Source organism: Peribacillus alkalitolerans (genome assembly GCF_010882125.1).
Classification (GTDB): domain Bacteria; phylum Bacillota; class Bacilli; order Bacillales; family DSM-1321; genus Bacillus_BN; species Bacillus_BN alkalitolerans.
Genome location: NZ_JAAGVZ010000003.1, coordinates 162,603 through 179,172, shown reverse-complemented (window position 1 = coordinate 179,172; position 16,570 = coordinate 162,603). Strand labels below are relative to the sequence as shown.

At 36.2% G+C, this 16,570-nt stretch carries 14 protein-coding genes; 10 read left to right on the top strand and 4 right to left on the bottom strand.

Annotated features, from left to right (window positions below; translation table 11 throughout):
• The first annotated feature begins 47 nt into the window (after positions 1-47).
• Positions 48-1,208, top strand: a complete 1,161-nt coding sequence (locus G3O09_RS05225) for a Ger(x)C family spore germination protein (RefSeq protein ID WP_163100428.1) — start codon at positions 48-50, stop codon at positions 1,206-1,208.
• Between the two features lie 226 nt (positions 1,209-1,434).
• The gene (locus G3O09_RS05220; protein WP_163100427.1) at positions 1,435-2,025 is read left to right on the top strand and encodes a VanZ family protein; all 591 of its coding nucleotides are present in this window, start codon (positions 1,435-1,437) and stop codon (positions 2,023-2,025) included.
• Between the two features lie 42 nt (positions 2,026-2,067).
• Here the strand turns inward: G3O09_RS05220 and sspL are convergent, their stop codons facing one another.
• Entirely contained in the window at positions 2,068-2,199 is a 132-nt protein-coding gene (gene sspL, locus G3O09_RS05215) for a small, acid-soluble spore protein L (RefSeq protein ID WP_163100426.1), read from the bottom strand.
• Between the two features lie 186 nt (positions 2,200-2,385).
• Between sspL and G3O09_RS05210 the strand changes: the two genes are divergently transcribed.
• Positions 2,386-3,780, top strand: coding sequence for a PAS domain-containing sensor histidine kinase (locus G3O09_RS05210; RefSeq protein WP_163100425.1), 1,395 nt, complete (start codon positions 2,386-2,388; stop codon positions 3,778-3,780).
• A 9-nt stretch (positions 3,781-3,789) separates the two neighbouring features.
• Here G3O09_RS05210 and G3O09_RS22415 read toward each other — a convergent pair whose 3' ends face one another.
• Positions 3,790-4,305 carry a hypothetical protein gene (locus tag G3O09_RS22415; RefSeq protein WP_240338347.1) on the bottom strand — a complete coding sequence of 172 codons (516 nt, stop codon included), beginning with the start codon at positions 4,303-4,305 and terminating at the stop codon, positions 3,790-3,792.
• 365 nt (positions 4,306-4,670) lie between these two features.
• On the opposite strand from G3O09_RS22415, the gene G3O09_RS05200 reads away from it, so the two are divergent.
• Complete coding sequence (locus G3O09_RS05200; protein WP_163100424.1) at positions 4,671-8,294, top strand: bifunctional 2',3'-cyclic-nucleotide 2'-phosphodiesterase/3'-nucleotidase; 3,624 nt, start codon at positions 4,671-4,673, stop codon at positions 8,292-8,294.
• Between the two features lie 70 nt (positions 8,295-8,364).
• Here G3O09_RS05200 and G3O09_RS05195 read toward each other — a convergent pair whose 3' ends face one another.
• Positions 8,365-8,985, bottom strand: coding sequence for a DUF2238 domain-containing protein (locus G3O09_RS05195; RefSeq protein WP_476742324.1), 621 nt, complete (start codon positions 8,983-8,985; stop codon positions 8,365-8,367).
• A 141-nt stretch (positions 8,986-9,126) separates the two neighbouring features.
• On the opposite strand from G3O09_RS05195, the gene pssA reads away from it, so the two are divergent.
• The 6 genes from pssA (at position 9,127) to G3O09_RS05165 (ending at position 16,085) form a co-directional block, all read left to right on the top strand.
• Positions 9,127-9,822: a CDP-diacylglycerol--serine O-phosphatidyltransferase gene (pssA, locus tag G3O09_RS05190; RefSeq protein ID WP_163100423.1), complete on the top strand. Its 696-nt coding sequence runs from the start codon at positions 9,127-9,129 to the stop codon at positions 9,820-9,822.
• 327 nt (positions 9,823-10,149) lie between these two features.
• The gene (locus G3O09_RS05185) at positions 10,150-10,830 is read left to right on the top strand and encodes an RraA family protein (protein WP_163100422.1); all 681 of its coding nucleotides are present in this window, start codon (positions 10,150-10,152) and stop codon (positions 10,828-10,830) included.
• A 74-nt stretch (positions 10,831-10,904) separates the two neighbouring features.
• A complete protein-coding gene (locus tag G3O09_RS05180) occupies positions 10,905-12,218 on the top strand; it encodes an MFS transporter (protein WP_240338346.1) in 1,314 nt (437 codons plus the stop codon).
• 49 nt (positions 12,219-12,267) lie between these two features.
• Positions 12,268-13,452: an aminotransferase A gene (locus G3O09_RS05175; RefSeq protein WP_163100421.1), complete on the top strand. Its 1,185-nt coding sequence runs from the start codon at positions 12,268-12,270 to the stop codon at positions 13,450-13,452.
• Between the two features lie 194 nt (positions 13,453-13,646).
• Positions 13,647-14,294 carry a GntR family transcriptional regulator gene (locus G3O09_RS05170; protein ID WP_163100420.1) on the top strand — a complete coding sequence of 216 codons (648 nt, stop codon included), beginning with the start codon at positions 13,647-13,649 and terminating at the stop codon, positions 14,292-14,294.
• A 150-nt stretch (positions 14,295-14,444) separates the two neighbouring features.
• Complete coding sequence (locus G3O09_RS05165) at positions 14,445-16,085, top strand: M20/M25/M40 family metallo-hydrolase (RefSeq protein ID WP_163100419.1); 1,641 nt, start codon at positions 14,445-14,447, stop codon at positions 16,083-16,085.
• A 293-nt stretch (positions 16,086-16,378) separates the two neighbouring features.
• Here G3O09_RS05165 and G3O09_RS22120 read toward each other — a convergent pair whose 3' ends face one another.
• Entirely contained in the window at positions 16,379-16,534 is a 156-nt protein-coding gene (locus tag G3O09_RS22120; RefSeq protein ID WP_205439609.1) for a hypothetical protein, read from the bottom strand.
• Positions 16,535-16,570 lie beyond the last annotated feature (36 nt).

Genomic DNA, 16,570 nt, shown 5'->3' with positions numbered 1-16,570 from the left:
GATCCCCTTACTTCTATTATTCGTCTCAATAATAAGGAGAAAGAAAAATGGATAAAGGCTTACGAACAGGATTCTTACTTACAATGTTTATCTCGTTACTAATAGTGCTGTCTGGTTGTTGGAGTAGTACACCAATTGAAGAATTGAATTTCATAGCTGGTACAGCGATAGATAAAGGAGAGAATGGAAGAATAAAAACAACGTTTCAATATGTGGTTCCCTCAGCGATTGGAAAAGGGAATGAAGGAGCTACTCTCCAAAAACCATACTTAAACGTATCGGGGGTAGCGGACTCGCTTGATCCCATAGCTTGGGAAACGACTCTAAAAAAGGAAGGGAAAATATTTAGTGCGCATTCAAAGGCTGTTGTGATTGGGGAAGAACTTGCAAGAGAAATAAATCTGAGACAATTAACCGATTTATTATATAGAGATATCGATATTAGAGGGAGTAGGTTGATTTTTGTTTCCAAGGGCAGGGCAGATAAAACACTAGTAACAAAAGAGCCTAATGTAATCCCAGCCTTGAAAATAGTTGAAATAGCAACTCAGCAATCCACTACAAGGTTATTGAAGCCGACAACCTTGACAAGTGTATGGGGAAAAATGAATTCAGGAACGAGCTACTTACTTCAACAAGTGGAGATTAAAGAAGGTGAAGTTCAATTTGATGGAGCAGCCATTTTCAATGGGAAGACCAACTTAATGATCGGGACCTTCAATAAAAAGGAAATAGAAGGGATTAATTGGATTACCGGGGAGGGAAAAGGCGGGTCTATTAAGGCATATTTAAAGGAAGCTGAAAAGCCTACCTATTTCCAAATTGAAGGAATGAAAAGTAAAATTAAGCCTAAAGTCAAAGGTGAAAAAATTTCGTTTGATGTCACCATCGAGTCAGAAGGAAGGGTTGCTGAATACTGGAACCCATACTTAAAGCCTTTGTTTAAAAATAAAAATGTGAAGCCTATCGAAAAAGCTGCGGAAAAAGAAGTGAAGCGCCTTGTGGAGAATGTAACCAAGAAAATGCAGAAGGAATATAAGGTTGAGGTTGCAGGATTTGGCAATCGATTGAGGATTGAATATCCTAAGCTTTGGGAAAAAGTAAAGAAAGATTGGGATAAAGAATTCAGTACAATTCCAGTAAAATACCATGTGGATATCACGGTTAAGGATTATGGAAATATTGGTGCGAAGAAAGGGGAAAAGTAAAAGGACAACATTTGGAGAGATAACAAAAATCGAATGTATTTTTATTAAAATGGATGTATTTTCAATGGGAATGAATGTATTTTTGAGTTTTCGAAAGTATTTTTGAGCTTTCGAAAGTATTTTTAAAAAATTAAAAATATTTTAGATCAATTCGAAAATAAAGCGGCACATGTTCTATGTGTCGCTATTTTTTGGTGGTATTCTAGATATGAGGGGGCTAATGTTAATGAAAAAAACGAATTTAATAGCCTGGATTCTATCGCAGGCATTATTTCTGCTGATATTACCATTCATTTTGGACCTTTTTCATTACCTCCATCTCATCGTTTATGCTGTGATATGGGTTTGCTTGACAATTATCGTTTTCTATTATGTCTATGTATGGAGAAATGAGCGCCTAATTCTTTCTAAGAGTTTCTTTATAGGTGGAATTATCTTATATTCTATTTGTCTAGTAATCCTTCTTTTTTTCAGGCCTAGTAATCAAGAATATGGAACATATAATTTAATTCCATTTGAGACGATCCGGCTTTATTTTTCAGGAGTAGTGAGCCCTTTAGTTGCCATTTATAATCTTGCTGCCAATGTAGGATTATTTGTCCCTTTTGGTGTCGCTTTATTGCTCCTTTGTGAAAAAAGACCGTCGATAACTTTTATGGTAGTAGTACCTCTTCTATCAATTGGACTGATCGAGGGGATGCAATATATAACTCGTAGAGGAAGTTTGGATATTGATGATCTTATCTTGAATCTGTTCGGAGTAGGGATGGGGTACGCTATAACTCCTTTCGTTCGACGAAGGCTTTTATTAAAATAAGGTGGCAGCTGGAATTCAAATGAGTTCCAGCCTCCAGGTATTTTATTTCGTATTCTTTTTTTTCGCAATGTTCTCTAGCTTGCTTTTTGGTTCTACCGCAAACTCCACGTCTTTACCAACGCCTTGTGGATTCACACTAGGGGCTTTTTGACCTCTTCCAGTATTCTTACTCAATACACTCACCTCCACGTATAGTATCTCCTGACAAAAATGATTTATGTGAACTCACAATTATTCATTTTCAACAATTTCCTTCAAAATATATAATTTTATCAAGCAAAGTAGGATTTCTAGCTCACAATGAAGAAATTATTATAATAAAAAAACATGGTAAAGGTGAATACCAGTTATGAGGTAAACATGAATATACCAAAAATTAATGGGTTTGAAATTCTGGATAGAATCACGGATGCTGTTATTGCATTGGATCATGAATGGAGCCTCACCTATATTAATCAACAGGCTAGCAAGCTTTTGTGTCGTAGCAGTGAAGAGTTAATTGGGAAAAATTTGTGGGAAGAGTTTCCGGAAGCTGTTAACTTGCCATTTTATAAATATTACCATCAAGCTGTCAGAGAACAGGTTTCAGTTAACTTCGATGCTTATTTTCCACCATTAAAAACTTGGTTTGATGTTAGGGCCTATCCTTCCCCAAACGGCCTTTCTGTCTATTTTCAGGATATAACAGAAAAGAAGGAATTAGCTAATAAGCGCGAGCAACATTATAAATCGCTATTTGAGAATAATCCTGATGCTGTGTTTTCCTTTGATTTAGCTGGAAATTACATCAGTGTTAATCCATCTATGGAACATCTATTAGGCTATAGTGAAGAAGAATTTTTATCTATGTCCTACATCCCATTAGTTCCTAAAGATGAAATAGAAAAAACAAGAAAATTTTTTTCGAAGGCTACCATGGGAGAAACACAGCATTATGAAACGAAAGCAATCCATAAAAATGGAAATGTTATTGATGTAAAGGTCACTAATATGCCGATTATCGTAAATAATCAAATTGTTGGGGTATATGGAATCGCCAAAGATATTACGAGAGAGAATCAAACGAAGAATTTGTTATTGGAATCTGAAAAACTAACAGTAGTTGGACAATTAGCGGCTTCTATCGCCCATGAAATAAGAAATCCATTAACCTCCATCAAAGGATTTTTACAACTGATTCGATCGACTGAAGAAATAAATAGCCAATATTTAAGCATTATGGCTGACGAAATTACAAGAATTGAATCCATTACTAGTGAGCTTTTAATCCTGGCTAAGCCACAAGCTGAACATTATCAAAATCAAAGCCTTAACAAGATTATTGAAGATGTGGTGATTTTGCTTGGGTCACAAGCTTTAATCAACAATATCGAGTTTAAATTGAATCTAGCCACATTACCCAACATCCAATGCAATGCAAGTCAGCTAAAGCAGGTTTTTATCAATATCCTCAAAAATTCCATAGAGGCAATGCCAGATGGTGGAGAAATTTCAGTCTCTGGAATGCAACAAAGTACAAATGAAATCTTTATACAAGTCATTGATCAAGGCTGTGGAATCCCACAGGACCTTCTCCAAAAAATTGGATCCCCTTTTTATACGACAAAAGAAAAGGGGACAGGCCTTGGAATGATGACTACCTTAAAGATTGTTGATGCACACGGTGGTACGATGGACATTTCAAGTGTGATGAATGAAGGAACGATTATCTCAATAAAATTCCCAATCAACATCGATTCTACTAAAATTCTGTAAGCTCGATTTTTACGAGCTTTTTTTCTTTTCATTTACATTAATTAAGTGGCCCTTTTTGATCCAGTATTCAAAATTATCAATTGGAAAAACACCCCTATAAGTCGAATTATTCATTTGGATTATGACACTTTCATGTGAAACATCCAAAATCTTTAACGTGTCTGAGTTGCTTAGGTTTGGAAGAAAACTGCTTTTCATTTCAAATTCCATATTGTTAGATAGGTTCAAAGTTAAACGACTCCTTCTTAAAAGATTATTACTAAAATTCCCCAATGTGAATGATATAATTCTATTAAAGGCACTTTTTTTAACCTTTCTTTTGTTAATCCATTTTGACCTTTCATTTTCACCTGCAATTATTTCTAATCTGAAATGATTTGCAGGTTTTTTATTTTTTGGCTCTGTTAAACTTCCCTGTTGATTTCCGTTCCAGACGCTTGCTTTCCGGGGGGGCGTTCGCCGAGCCTCCTCGTCGCTAGCGCTCCTGCGGGGTCTCGCCTGTAACGCTAATCCCCCAGGAGTCAAGCGTCTTCCACTTCAATCAACATATAGCTTAAAATCAACGATGGACTTTAATACAGCCTATTTATTAAATTTTAGATTCGAAATTTGTTGAATTGTGTAGAGATTTTAGAAAATTCAGTACTTATTTCCCGGTAATTTACTTTCTGTTGTGGAGAGATTGAGGACTTTTTTCTCTTACCAAGAAAAGGGAATTTTTCTTATGATAAACAAGGAGGTATTAATAGGAGGACTATTTTATTAGTTTTAACAAATGACCATGATACCTTAACCTTCTATTAACATTTTCTATTATATTCATTTGTTATATTTCATTTGTCAGTTTTATAGCAAGTAAACTATTTTTCACTAGGAAAGGTGAATCGAGGATGAATAAAAGAATGAATCGCAGTGCAAAGAAATTACTAGCAACATCGCTAGCCTTGTCACTTCTATCAGTACCTCTCTTTTCTCCACAAGTAAGTGCAGCCGAACAGAAGAACCAACAGCACCATAAATATGAAGCACATGTAAAAGCTGCAAAATCTTCACTACTAAAGCTACGTCTTATGGAAACTACGGATATTCATACGAATCTATTAAACTACGATTATTATAAAGATGCTTCCTATGAAAAGGTTGGACTTGCAAAAACTTCTGCTCTTGTAAAAGAAGCACGTAAAGAAGCGAAGAATAACATCCTAGTGGATAATGGGGATTTGATTCAAGGTACTCCACTTGGAACATATAAAGCTAAAATCGAGCCTTTAAAAGATAGAGAAATTCATCCCGTCATCAAAGCTATGAATATCATGGATTATGATATTGCTACATTAGGAAACCATGAGTTTAACTACGGCTTAGATTTCCTCGAAGAGACATATGATGATGCAGAATTCCCATATATCAATGCCAATGTCTATGTGGATGATCATGATAACAATCCAAAGAATGATAAAAATAAATTTACCCCTTATAAGATTATTAAGAAAAAAGTAGTCGATGAGTCTGGAAAGAAACACGAAATCAAGATTGGATTTATCGGTTTTGTACCTCCACAAATTAACGAGTGGGACAAGTCTCATTTGGATGGCAAAGTCATCACTAAAGGCATAGTCGAAACGGCAAAAAAATTCGTCCCTCAAATGAGGAAGGATGGAGCGGACGTCATTGTGGCGTTAACTCACTCAGGTTTCAGTGGTAATAAAGGAAATACAGAGGACGTCATCTATACGTTAAGTGAAGTGCCTGGAATTGATGCGATCACATTCTCACATACACATAAAGTGTTCCCGGCTAAAACAGAAGCGACGTTAGATGGTTTATTCCTTGGACCTGATAAAAAGCCTTTACCTGGAGTCGATAATGCAAAAGGTACTATTAATGGCGTGCCTGCTGTTCAAGCTGGCTACGGTGGAGGTTCACTTGGAATCATCGACTTGGATTTAAAGAAAGAAAAAGGCAAATGGAAAATAGTAAACTCTCTATCTTCCACTCGTGAAATTTACAAAGATGTAAAAGTTCCTGTCACAGGTAAGACGGTAACAGAAAGCACAGTATCTCCTGATCAAGCTATCGTTAAAGCGGTAAAAGGTGTACACGATGCAACTGTAAAATATGTGAATACACCAATTGGTAAAACAACGGATGATATCCACAGCTATTTTTCATTAATACAAGATGACCCATCGATTCAAGTAGTAACGAATGCACAAAAATGGTTTGTTGAAAAATATGTGGCCGCAAACAAACCTGAATATAAGAATCTTCCAATCCTTTCTGTCGGGGCACCGTTCAAGGCTGGACGAAATGGTGTAGCTGAATATACAGAAATTAAAAAGGGAGATTTAACGATTCGTAGTGCGGGGGATTTATACCTGTATGACAATACGTTAAAAGCCGTTAAAGTAAAGGGCTCTGTGGTAAAAGAATGGATTGAAATGTCTGCAGGCAAGTTCAATACAATCGACAGAACTAAAACAGAAGAGCAAGCATTATTGAACCCAGCATTCCCAGTGTATAACTTTGATGTGATTGATGGTGTTCAATATCAAATTGATGTGACAAAACCTGCTAAATATGATGGTACAGGAAATGTTATTAATCCTTCTTCAAGTCGTGTCATTAACTTAACGTATAACGGTCACCCAGTTAATCCGAGCCAAGACTTTATCGTCGTAACAAATAACTATCGTGCAGGCGGTGGAGGTAACTTCCCTGGAGTTAAAGGAAGTGAGCTCGTTGTAGATTCTGCAGATGAGAACCGTCAAATTTTGATGGATTATATCTCTGAAATGAAGGAGATCACTCCAACAGCTGACAATAACTGGTCAATCGCTCCAATCGAGGGAAATGTGAATGTAACCTTTACAACATCGCCAAATGCGGAGGCTTATATTAAAGAAGGTAGCAGCATCTCCTATACGAACAAAACAGATGACAAAGGCTTTGGTATTTTTAAATTAAATCTTGGAGTCACTCCAAAAGAAAACATTAAAGTACAATTACTTGGCTTAAATGATTTACACGGTCAATTAGACACAGATACGAAGCTGAAATTGAATGGAGTAGACGTGTGGGCTGGAAGCATGGAATATACAGCTGCCGCCATGAAAAAACGTGAATCAGAAAATCCAAACACTTTACTCGTTCATGCAGGAGACATGATAGGGGGAAGTCCTCTTATTTCTGCACTATTCCAAGATGAGCCTACTATCGAAGTGATGGAAGCAATGGGCTTTGATGTAGGAACACTAGGTAACCATGAGTTTGATGAAGGTATTGCAGAGCTACAGCGAATGATCAATGGTGGCGAACATGCAAAGGGGACAAAGGGTTATGATGGAATGAACTTCCCAGTTGTCGCAGCGAATGCTATTGATTCATCAACAGGTAACTTAATTACTAAGCCATATGCTATTAAAGAAGTAGGTGGCAAAAAAATCGGTTTCATCGGGGTTGTAACACAAGAAACTCCTAATATTATCGTTAGAAAAGGAAATGAAACTCTTCAAATTACAGATGAAACTACTGCGATCAATAAATATACGGAAGAATTAAAGAAACAAGGAATTGAAGCAATTGTGGTACTTGCTCATAATCCATCCGTACAAAATGGGAGAGCAGATTTATTTGATGCTGCGGACATCGCAGAAAAAGTGGATGATGAAGTCGATGTAATTTTCGCTGCTCACAACCATGTATATGTTGATCAAGTAGTCGATAACAAATTGATTGTACAAGCTTATTCTTACGGCTCAGCATTCTCGGATGTTGATCTGGAGCTTGATCCGGTAACAGGGGATATCGTGAAGAAAGATGCAGAAGTGGTGACCGTGTATCAGAAGGATTACACTCCCGATTCAACTGTATCAACTATCATGAAGAAGTATGAAGATTTGATCGCACCAATTAAAGCTGAGATCGTCGGTAATTCTTTGACTACCTTGCCAAAAGGCTACCCTTCAGCTACAGAAACAGGGGACTTTGCGCTTGGTAACTTGTTGGCGGATGGCATGAAGGCTGCGATGAATTCAGATTTCGCTTTAATGAATGGTGGGGGAGTTCGTGCTCAGCTCGATGCTGGTGAAGTTACTTTTGGTGATTTATTCTCCATCCAGCCTTTTGGAAATGTATTAAATAAAGTGAAGTTAAGTGGTGCTGATTTAGAGACAGTATTGAATAATCAAATCACGCCAAATACAAGTGGTGGATATAGTCTAGACTTCCATGTGTCAGGCTTTAAATACACATGGGATACTTCTACAGGTAAAGTAGTAGATATTATCCTTCCAGATGGTAGCAAGATTGATAAAACGAAAGAATATACAGTGGTAGTGAATAACTACATGTATGGGAACCTGAAGTATGGAATTGGAGCACTTTCAACGGATATGGAAGTAGGTCCTGAAGATTTACAAGCAACAGTGAACTATATCAAAACTTTAGGCAATCCTTTTGAGTACAAAGTGGAAGGTCGTATTAAAGCTTTGACTCCAGTAGTTTCCCCATAATTTCATAAAAAAGTGGCTTAATGCAAGAGCTTGTTCTTGCGTTAAGTCACTTTTTTTGTTGGATTTAGCTTTAAATCCTTTCTTTTTTTAATAATTTATCATGGAGTTTTGAGAGAAGTAAAAGTGCAATTATTGAGCCAATAAATGTCAATGCCATATCCCACTGAGCATCCCATTTATCACCTTGGGTTCCTAAAAAATCAGCAGATACTTTTCTGCCTTTTGCAAGGACTGCAGCTAACCATTCGATGAGTTCGTATATAGCACTTATGGCTAAAGAAATACTTAAAATAAAGGTGATTAACCATTTGCCTTTTGACATAGGAGTTGTTCTGAGAATGATTTCACGAATGATGATAACCGATAAACCTTTCAGGAAATGTCCTAACCGATCATAGTGGTTTCTTTCTAAATCAAAATAATCTTTGATCCAATTGAATAATGGAACTTTTGAATAGGTATAATGGGCTCCAATGAACATAGTAATCGAAAGAATAGCAATAATAAGATAAGACATTGTGGTAAGGCGAAAGCTTTTATATTTGAAGATGGCAATAGCTAATATAACAAGTGCAGGGATGGCTTCAGCTGACCAAATCATATAATTGTCTGGCTTTATGAGGGACCATATTAAGACGGCTATTACCATTAATAGTAATGATAGATGAATCCAAACTCTACTTTGCTTCAATTTTTTTCACTCCTATAACAAGATGCTTATTTGTATTATTTAGTATGCACTACAAATAAATGGTTTAAATGTTATAATGAAAGTAAATAAATCCTATAGAAGGAATTTGTAAAAGATATAGATAGAGAGCGGTGACAGCGAGTGCGTTTTACGAAGAGTATTCCCAACATGTTTACATTAGGTAATTTATTCTGTGGTTTTTTGTCTATTGGGTTTGCAGCTAACGGTCAATATAAAAACGCAGCGATCTTGATCCTTATTGGAATGATGTTGGATAGCATGGATGGAAGAGTTGCCCGGATGTTAAAAGCAGATAGTGAATTAGGGAAGGAATTAGATTCATTAGCTGATATCGTAACATTTGGAGTCGCCCCATCATTCTTGGTTTACTATACATACTTCTTTCAATTTGGTTTATTGGGATTGATTGTCGCAGGTTTATTCCCGCTGTTTGGAGCTTATCGATTGGCAAGATTCAACATTAGTACAAATAAATCCAACTTGAACTATTTTATTGGAGTACCAATTACTGCGGCTGGGGGTATATTAGCGCTTCTTACGTTGTTTGGAGATCGAATTCCTAATATCTTTACCACTGTAGTATTTACTGGCCTATCTTTTTTAATGGTAAGCCGAATTAGAATACCGAGTCTCAAAGAGGTACCACTACCGAAATATGGAACAATTGTAACCCTGTTTTTAGGTAGTCTTTTATATTTGATTTACCGTGGTACGTATGGACAATTCCCATACCTAATCTACATAGCCACACCACTCTACATCGCATATTTAACCTATCGATTTGTAAAAGGGAAAAATAAAAAGAATATCGAATAAACCAATGCTCATTTAGAAGCTTAACCGGCTTACTAATGAGCATTTTTTTTGTTTACATTTTGTCCTGTTTATTATTAATGAGTGAATCGAAGGGCAGAAGGTCCTACCTATACATAAGATCGATATTTTACATTCTATTGACGAAAAATGTCGGATTTTCTTTTTTCTCTAAATTATCTAAATTGTATTTACAATTTAGCGTTTAGAGAATTATAATGTATTTGTATTTGTATACAATGTAAGAAAGAGGTTCAGAGAAGGTTAACTTTCTTGAAATGCACCCAGATTGAATAATTCTAAGCTGATATTTGAAAGGGGAAAGAGTAGATGAAGATTATTTCTGAAGTCCAAAGACCAAATCCTCAAGTAGTCAAGCAATTGGAAGCGATTTCACCAAGTGATTTTGGGCACAGTATCAATTTCCAGTTGATTAGTGCCAGAAAAATTAAGCCTTTAATTCCGATTGAACATACTTTTGCTGGCCCAGCTGTTACGTTAAGAATTCCACCAAATGATGGGTTATTGGTCAATAAGGTACTAGATCTTGTTCAACCAGGTGACGTTGTAGTAATTGATATGAATGAAGAAGAGCGCTTTGCTTGTTGGGGGGAAATTACTACAAAAGTTGCTATGGAAAAGGGAGCTATCGCAGCCATCATAAATGGACCGGTTACAGATACTAAAATCATTACTGATCTTCAATTTAATGTATTTTCTTATGCGGTTTCCCCGTTAACAACCAAAGTATATAGTCTTGATGGCGATGTGAACGTTCCTGTCTCCATTTCCGGTTGCATCATAAATCCTGGTGATATTATTGTCGGAAGTAATGATGGCTTGTTGGTTGTCCCAAAAGATGAGGCATTAGCCTATCTGGAAATCGGTAAAAAGGAACAGGAAGCTGATGAAAAACGCCGACATGATTTAGAACAGCTTGGTGCTGAGAATTATCTACGTCGTTTCGACCCATTATGGGATAAGATGATGGAAAAGAGTAAAAACTATTAAATTATTAAAATACTATTTAGAATTTGCAATTTTCTTATAGAGTTTTTTACGATTTATCCTAAAAGGGAGAGTGTATGATGGGAAAATTAGCTGCTGAAAAACAATTTGATTCGTCAGTACTGCAAGCAAAAGAAAAGAAAATAGGCCTTCGTTGGGGACTTGCTTTTATTTTTTTCATTATAGGATTTATTGCTTATATGGATCGTTCGAACATCTCAATCGTAGCTGTTCCAATGATGGAGGATTTAGGTTTAAATAAAGTCCAATTTGGTTTATTATCTTCACTCTTTTATTTAGGATATTGTTTTGCCCAAATTCCTGGAGGTATGTTGGCTGAGAAATTTGGGGCAAGAAATATTATTACCATTGCAGTCGCTTGGTGGTCGTTATTTACCGCACTAACAGCTGCATCTTTCAACTATGTTGTATTGTGTATCGTCCGATTTTTATTTGGTGCTGGAGAAGGTCCCATGTATCCAGGGAATGCTGTTTTCAACTCCTACTGGTTTCAAAAGAATGAAAAAGGCCGTGCTTCTAGTGCGTTGTTGGCTGGTTCATTCTTCGGCCCGGTTATTGCACCTGGAATCTCAGTAGCCATCATAGGGTTGTTTGGTTGGCACGGGGTATTTTATATTTTCGGTCTTCTGGGAATTGTAATTGCTTTAGTTTGGCATTTCGTTGGACGAGATAAGCCAGAACAACACCCATGGATTTCCGAAAAAGAAAAAATGCTTATCCTTGAAAATCGCAGTGTTTCCGGTACTCAAAAAAAGACGGCCCCTTGGAAGCAATATTTAAAAACCTTCCGATTCTGGGCGGTAGGGATTCAATATCTAGTTGTAATATACATGAACACATTCTTTTTAACGTGGTTGCCAACTTATTTAATGGAAGCACGGAATTTTTCCCTAAAAGAAATGGGATTTGCGGCGAGTTTTCCTTGGTTGGCTATCTGTCTCTCTGTTCTAGTAGGCGGAGCTGTTTCAGATAGAATCCTACAAAAAACAAACTCGCGGATGATCGCACGTGGAGGATTAGCTATATTGGGCTTTGCCTTTTTCATGGCAGGTTTGTACCTTGCTGCTTACTCTGTTAGTCCTACATCAAACGTTGTCTGGCTTACAGTAGCTCTTGGTGCACTTGGACTTCCTATCGTTGCTTCCTGGTCCATCGCTAATGACTTAGGTCAAGAATTCTCAGGGTCGGTCAGTGGTTGGATGAATACGTGGGGTGCCATTGGAGGAATTACGTCTCCAATTATCTGTGGATGGTTTGCACAGGAATTAGGATGGAATACTACTCTATTAATTAACATTTTTCCTGTCCTATTAGCAGGTGCGTTATGGTTCTTTATCAAGCCTGATAAACCACTAGTTTCTCTGAAGTAATATTAGAATCCTAACAAGATTGCAAAACTGATAAAAAGGTGATAGAACAATGGAAAATTTGATAAATAAAAGAGTAACTACAATCCAGGTTCCGAGTATCAGAAAATTTTCCAATATGGTTGTCGATTATCCTGATGCTATTAGCCTTACCCTTGGTCAGCCTGATTTTCCTACTCCAGAGCATATAAAAGAAGCCGGGATTTTAGCAATAAGACATAATCAAACGGCATATACACATAATGCTGGATTACTTGAACTCAGGCAAGCGGCTAGTAACTATGTTTATAGAAAATACGGTCTTTCATACGATGCTGAAAAGGAAATCATCGTTACGAATGGAGCAACGGAAGCACTTGATACAGCTTTTCGTACAATTTTGAGAGAGGGGGATGAAGTTCTTCTCCCTGCTCCCATTTACCCTGGATACGAACCGCTAATCAGATTGTGTGGTGCTGTACCTGTATTTATTGATATAACTAAAAATAATTTCAAGGTCAATCCTAAGTTAATTGAAAGTAAAATAACCGAAAAAACGAGATGTATAGTTTTATGTTCTCCATCGAATCCTTTAGGGAGTGTTTTAGATCAAGAAGAAATTTTTGAAATTGCAAACCTCTTAAGGGATAAGAATATTTTGATTGTTTCAGATGAAATATACAGTGAGTTGATTTTTGATAAAAACCATTATTCGATTGCTTCTGTTCAAGGGATGTGGGAAAAAACGATTGTTATTAACGGCCTTGCTAAGTCGCATTCTATGACAGGCTGGAGAATAGGTTTTACCTTTGCTCCAGCCTATTTATCCCAAGAAATGCTGAAAGTACATCTTTATAATTCTGTTTGTGCAAGTACTATTAGCCAGTACGCAGCATTGGAAGCACTAACACATGGATATAATGATGCTCAACATATGGTTGTTGAATATAAGGAAAGAAGAGATTATGTATGCGAACGATTAACTAACATGGGACTTGACGTTGTCAAACCAGAAGGTGCCTTTTACGTATTTCCTTCCATAAAAAAAACAAACATGACTTCGTTCGATTTTGCGTTAAAGCTACTTCAACAAGCAAAAGTAGCAGTTGTACCAGGTGATGGATTTTCAGAATATGGAGAAGGATTTGTGAGGATTTCTTATGCAAATTCAATGGAAAATCTCGAAATAGCTTTAAATAGAATGGAACAATTTATGCAATCCATTAACCTGCACAATGAAGTTAGAGAACTTCTTTAGAATGGTTTTGTGTCTGTAAAAAAGGATTATTATTTTTCCATAGATAATCTCTTGAATCGAAAGAATTGAATGGAATTTTAATCCTTTGAAGATATTTACAAATTCTACATCGTTGGTATAATTTAACTAGATTGTACTTGTGTACAATCTAGTTGATTCATTCTACAAAGGAATAGTAATTGAGGGAGATTATCATGCGAAAATTAAAATCCGCTGGTTCGTTAGCTGATCAAGCATATGACGTAATTAAAAACGCAATTATCAATAATGAAATTAAACCTCTCGAATATTTAATAGAAGAACAAATTGCCGAAAAGCTAGGGATTAGCAGAACACCAATCCGTTCAGCACTTACTAGGCTTGCATATGAAGGTCTAGTCGAAATAGAAGCTTCAAAGCATACAAGAGTTCGAATGATCTCAGCCGAGGAAGCACAAGAGTACCAGGTTTTAAGAGAATCGTTGGAACCTCTAGCGGCTCAGCTAGCATGTCAAAGTATCGACGAAGAGCAAATGGACTTTTTAAAAGACATTTGTAAACAACAGCAAGAAAGTATAGAAGAAAAAGACTATTGTCAATTCATTAATTTAGACACTCAATTTCATTGTTATCTTGCTGAATTCACAAATAACCATAAATTAAAAGAATTTATTGCCTCTCTAAGAACACAACTGCAAAGATATTTAATACTTACGAATACGATTCAATCAAGTGCGCCAGAAGCTCTAATAGAACATCGTAAAATTTTAGAAGCACTTGAAAATAAAGATCAGAAAAAAGCGGCAGAACTGATGGCCTATCATGTTAAAAATGTTTCCAAGCGTTTTGGAATAGATTCATAAAAATAAATGATACAAGCTCTAGTGAGTATAAGTGCTTATCGCTAGAGCTTCTATACATGTATAGTAAAGGTACAATACTCATTTAAATTGTATACAAATACATAAACACTTAAATAAGAGATTAAACTACTTAATCGGGGGAAAATGCTAATGAAAACACTTGAAAGCAACTGGCAAACAAAGCATCAAACATTGGACCTATTATGTGAACTTGTCGAGATTCCGAGTGTGACACATAGCAAAGCTGAAATTAAACTTGCTGAGTATGTTGAAGAAAAGTTACGAAAACTTCCTTACTTTCAAGGAAATAAAGAATTACTATCACTTCATAATACAGAAGACAATCGTAAATTTGTTACGGCTCTCGTTAAAAAAGGAAATGAAAAAAGGACTGTTATTTTAGTCAGTCATTTTGATGTAGTAGACGTTGATGATTATGGGAACTTGAAGGAATTTGCTTTTAAACCAAAAGAATTAACCGAGTTATTTTACGAAAACAAGATAAGTGTACCTGAAGATGTACAAAGAGACTTAGAGAAAGGAAATTGGCTGTTTGGCAGGGGAACGATGGATATGAAGTGTGGATTAGCCCTGCACATGTCACTCATTGAAGAGGCATGCACCGAATCGTTTGATGGTAATTTACTCCTTTTAACGGTTTGTGATGAAGAAGTGAATTCTGTTGGAATGAGGAATGCTGCACCGATCCTATTGGATATGGCAAAACAATATGATCTTGAATATTATGCTTGTTTAAATTCAGAGCCTATGTTTGCTAGATTCCCAGGTGATGAGAATCAGTATATCTATTCTGGCTCGATTGGTAAGGTTTTACCTGGTTTTCTCTGTTATGGGAAGGAAACTCATGTTGGCGAGCCTTTTTCAGGTTTAAATGCAAACTATATGGCCTCTCAATTAACTTGTGAAATAGAGCTAAACACAGAATTTTGTGAAGTTGTTGAAGGGGAGGTTACACCTCCACCTACCAATCTCATTCAAAAGGACTTAAAAAAAGAATATAATGTTCAAATTCCTCATCGGGCTGTTACTTTATTTAATTTGTTTATAATGGAACAATCAATGGAAGGAATAGTTGAACAGCTAAGAGCAAGCGCAGAAAAAGTTGCACGAAGAATTGAGCAGGGTTTTGAAAAGAGGGCAGTCCATTTTTCTAAAATTGAAGGATCTTCTCCCAATGAAGTCCATGTAAAAGTAATAAACTTCGATGAATTACTACAATATGCAAAAGTGACTCATGGAGAAGAGAAAGTAGACAAAATTCTAAAGAGAGTCCTTAGAGATAGAGGAATGAAGGACGACAGAGACGTATCCATCCATTTGGTTGATGAAATTTCTATTCTTTGTAAAGAGTTATCACCGATGATTGTACTTTTCTTTGCTCCTCCATATTATCCTGCAATCAGCTCTCGTAATCACCCACGAATTAATAGAGTAGTGGGTAATATAATTGACTTAGCCAAAAACCAGAATAATATAAACCTTAAAGAACAAAAATATTTTGCAGGATTATCTGACTTAAGCTATGTAGGGTTAGAAAAGCCAGCTTCAAGCTTAACACACCTCACATCTAATATGCCTTTATGGAATCAAGGGTATAGTATTCCTTTAGATGTATTAGAGGAATTAAATATTCCAGTAATAAACTTGGGTCCTGTAGGGAAAGACGCTCACCAATGGACAGAACGTTTAGATGTGGACAATGCCTTCGATGTTTTAAGAGATATGCTAACTATTACCATTCAACAATTACTATCTGAGAACATTGAATGAACATTTTATCAAAACGTAATGCGTAAATTATTGACGCATTGCGTTTTTTTATTGTATAGGAATTTATTAATGAGGAATTCACGTTAAAAGGGTAGTGCCCTAATTTGTACATGCTAGTAATCGTTCTTTTTGTATCCAAGAATTTTAAAGTAGACGTCTAATTAGTACTAGATGAATGAGCGTCTAAGCGAAGTCAGATTAAAAGGAAAAGTAATTGAAAAATACAAAAAGCATCCGAATTCACAGATTCTGAATGCCTTTTGTTGAGCAGACCAGCCTACTTTAAGATAAGGTTATTTTTTATTTAATTGACGCCCGCTTTTTTTCTGGCTTTGTGATGCGGAATTTCCAACTTGAAATTCATTTCCAAACTCAACATCATTTTTATTATCCTGTTTCTCAATTTGAGCTCTTGTTTGATTTTTATTTTGTGCACCTTGTTTTGACATGCTTTAGAACCTCACTTTCTTAAAGTATTCCTTTTA

What these genes read in the sequence shown, in the direction of transcription:
- G3O09_RS05225 (WP_163100428.1), top strand. Translation starts at nt 48, where the DNA reads ATGGATAAAGGCTTACGAACAGGATTCTTACTTACAATGTTTATCTCG.
- G3O09_RS05220 (WP_163100427.1), top strand. Translation starts at nt 1,435, where the DNA reads ATGAAAAAAACGAATTTAATAGCCTGGATTCTATCGCAGGCATTATTT.
- G3O09_RS05210 (WP_163100425.1), top strand. Translation starts at nt 2,386, where the DNA reads ATGAATATACCAAAAATTAATGGGTTTGAAATTCTGGATAGAATCACG.
- G3O09_RS05200 (WP_163100424.1), top strand. Translation starts at nt 4,671, where the DNA reads ATGAATAAAAGAATGAATCGCAGTGCAAAGAAATTACTAGCAACATCG.
- G3O09_RS05185 (WP_163100422.1), top strand. Translation starts at nt 10,150, where the DNA reads ATGAAGATTATTTCTGAAGTCCAAAGACCAAATCCTCAAGTAGTCAAG.
- G3O09_RS05180 (WP_240338346.1), top strand. Translation starts at nt 10,905, where the DNA reads ATGATGGGAAAATTAGCTGCTGAAAAACAATTTGATTCGTCAGTACTG.
- G3O09_RS05175 (WP_163100421.1), top strand. Translation starts at nt 12,268, where the DNA reads ATGGAAAATTTGATAAATAAAAGAGTAACTACAATCCAGGTTCCGAGT.
- G3O09_RS05170 (WP_163100420.1), top strand. Translation starts at nt 13,647, where the DNA reads ATGCGAAAATTAAAATCCGCTGGTTCGTTAGCTGATCAAGCATATGAC.
- G3O09_RS05165 (WP_163100419.1), top strand. Translation starts at nt 14,445, where the DNA reads ATGAAAACACTTGAAAGCAACTGGCAAACAAAGCATCAAACATTGGAC.
- G3O09_RS22120 (WP_205439609.1), bottom strand. Translation starts at nt 16,534, where the DNA reads ATGTCAAAACAAGGTGCACAAAATAAAAATCAAACAAGAGCTCAAATT.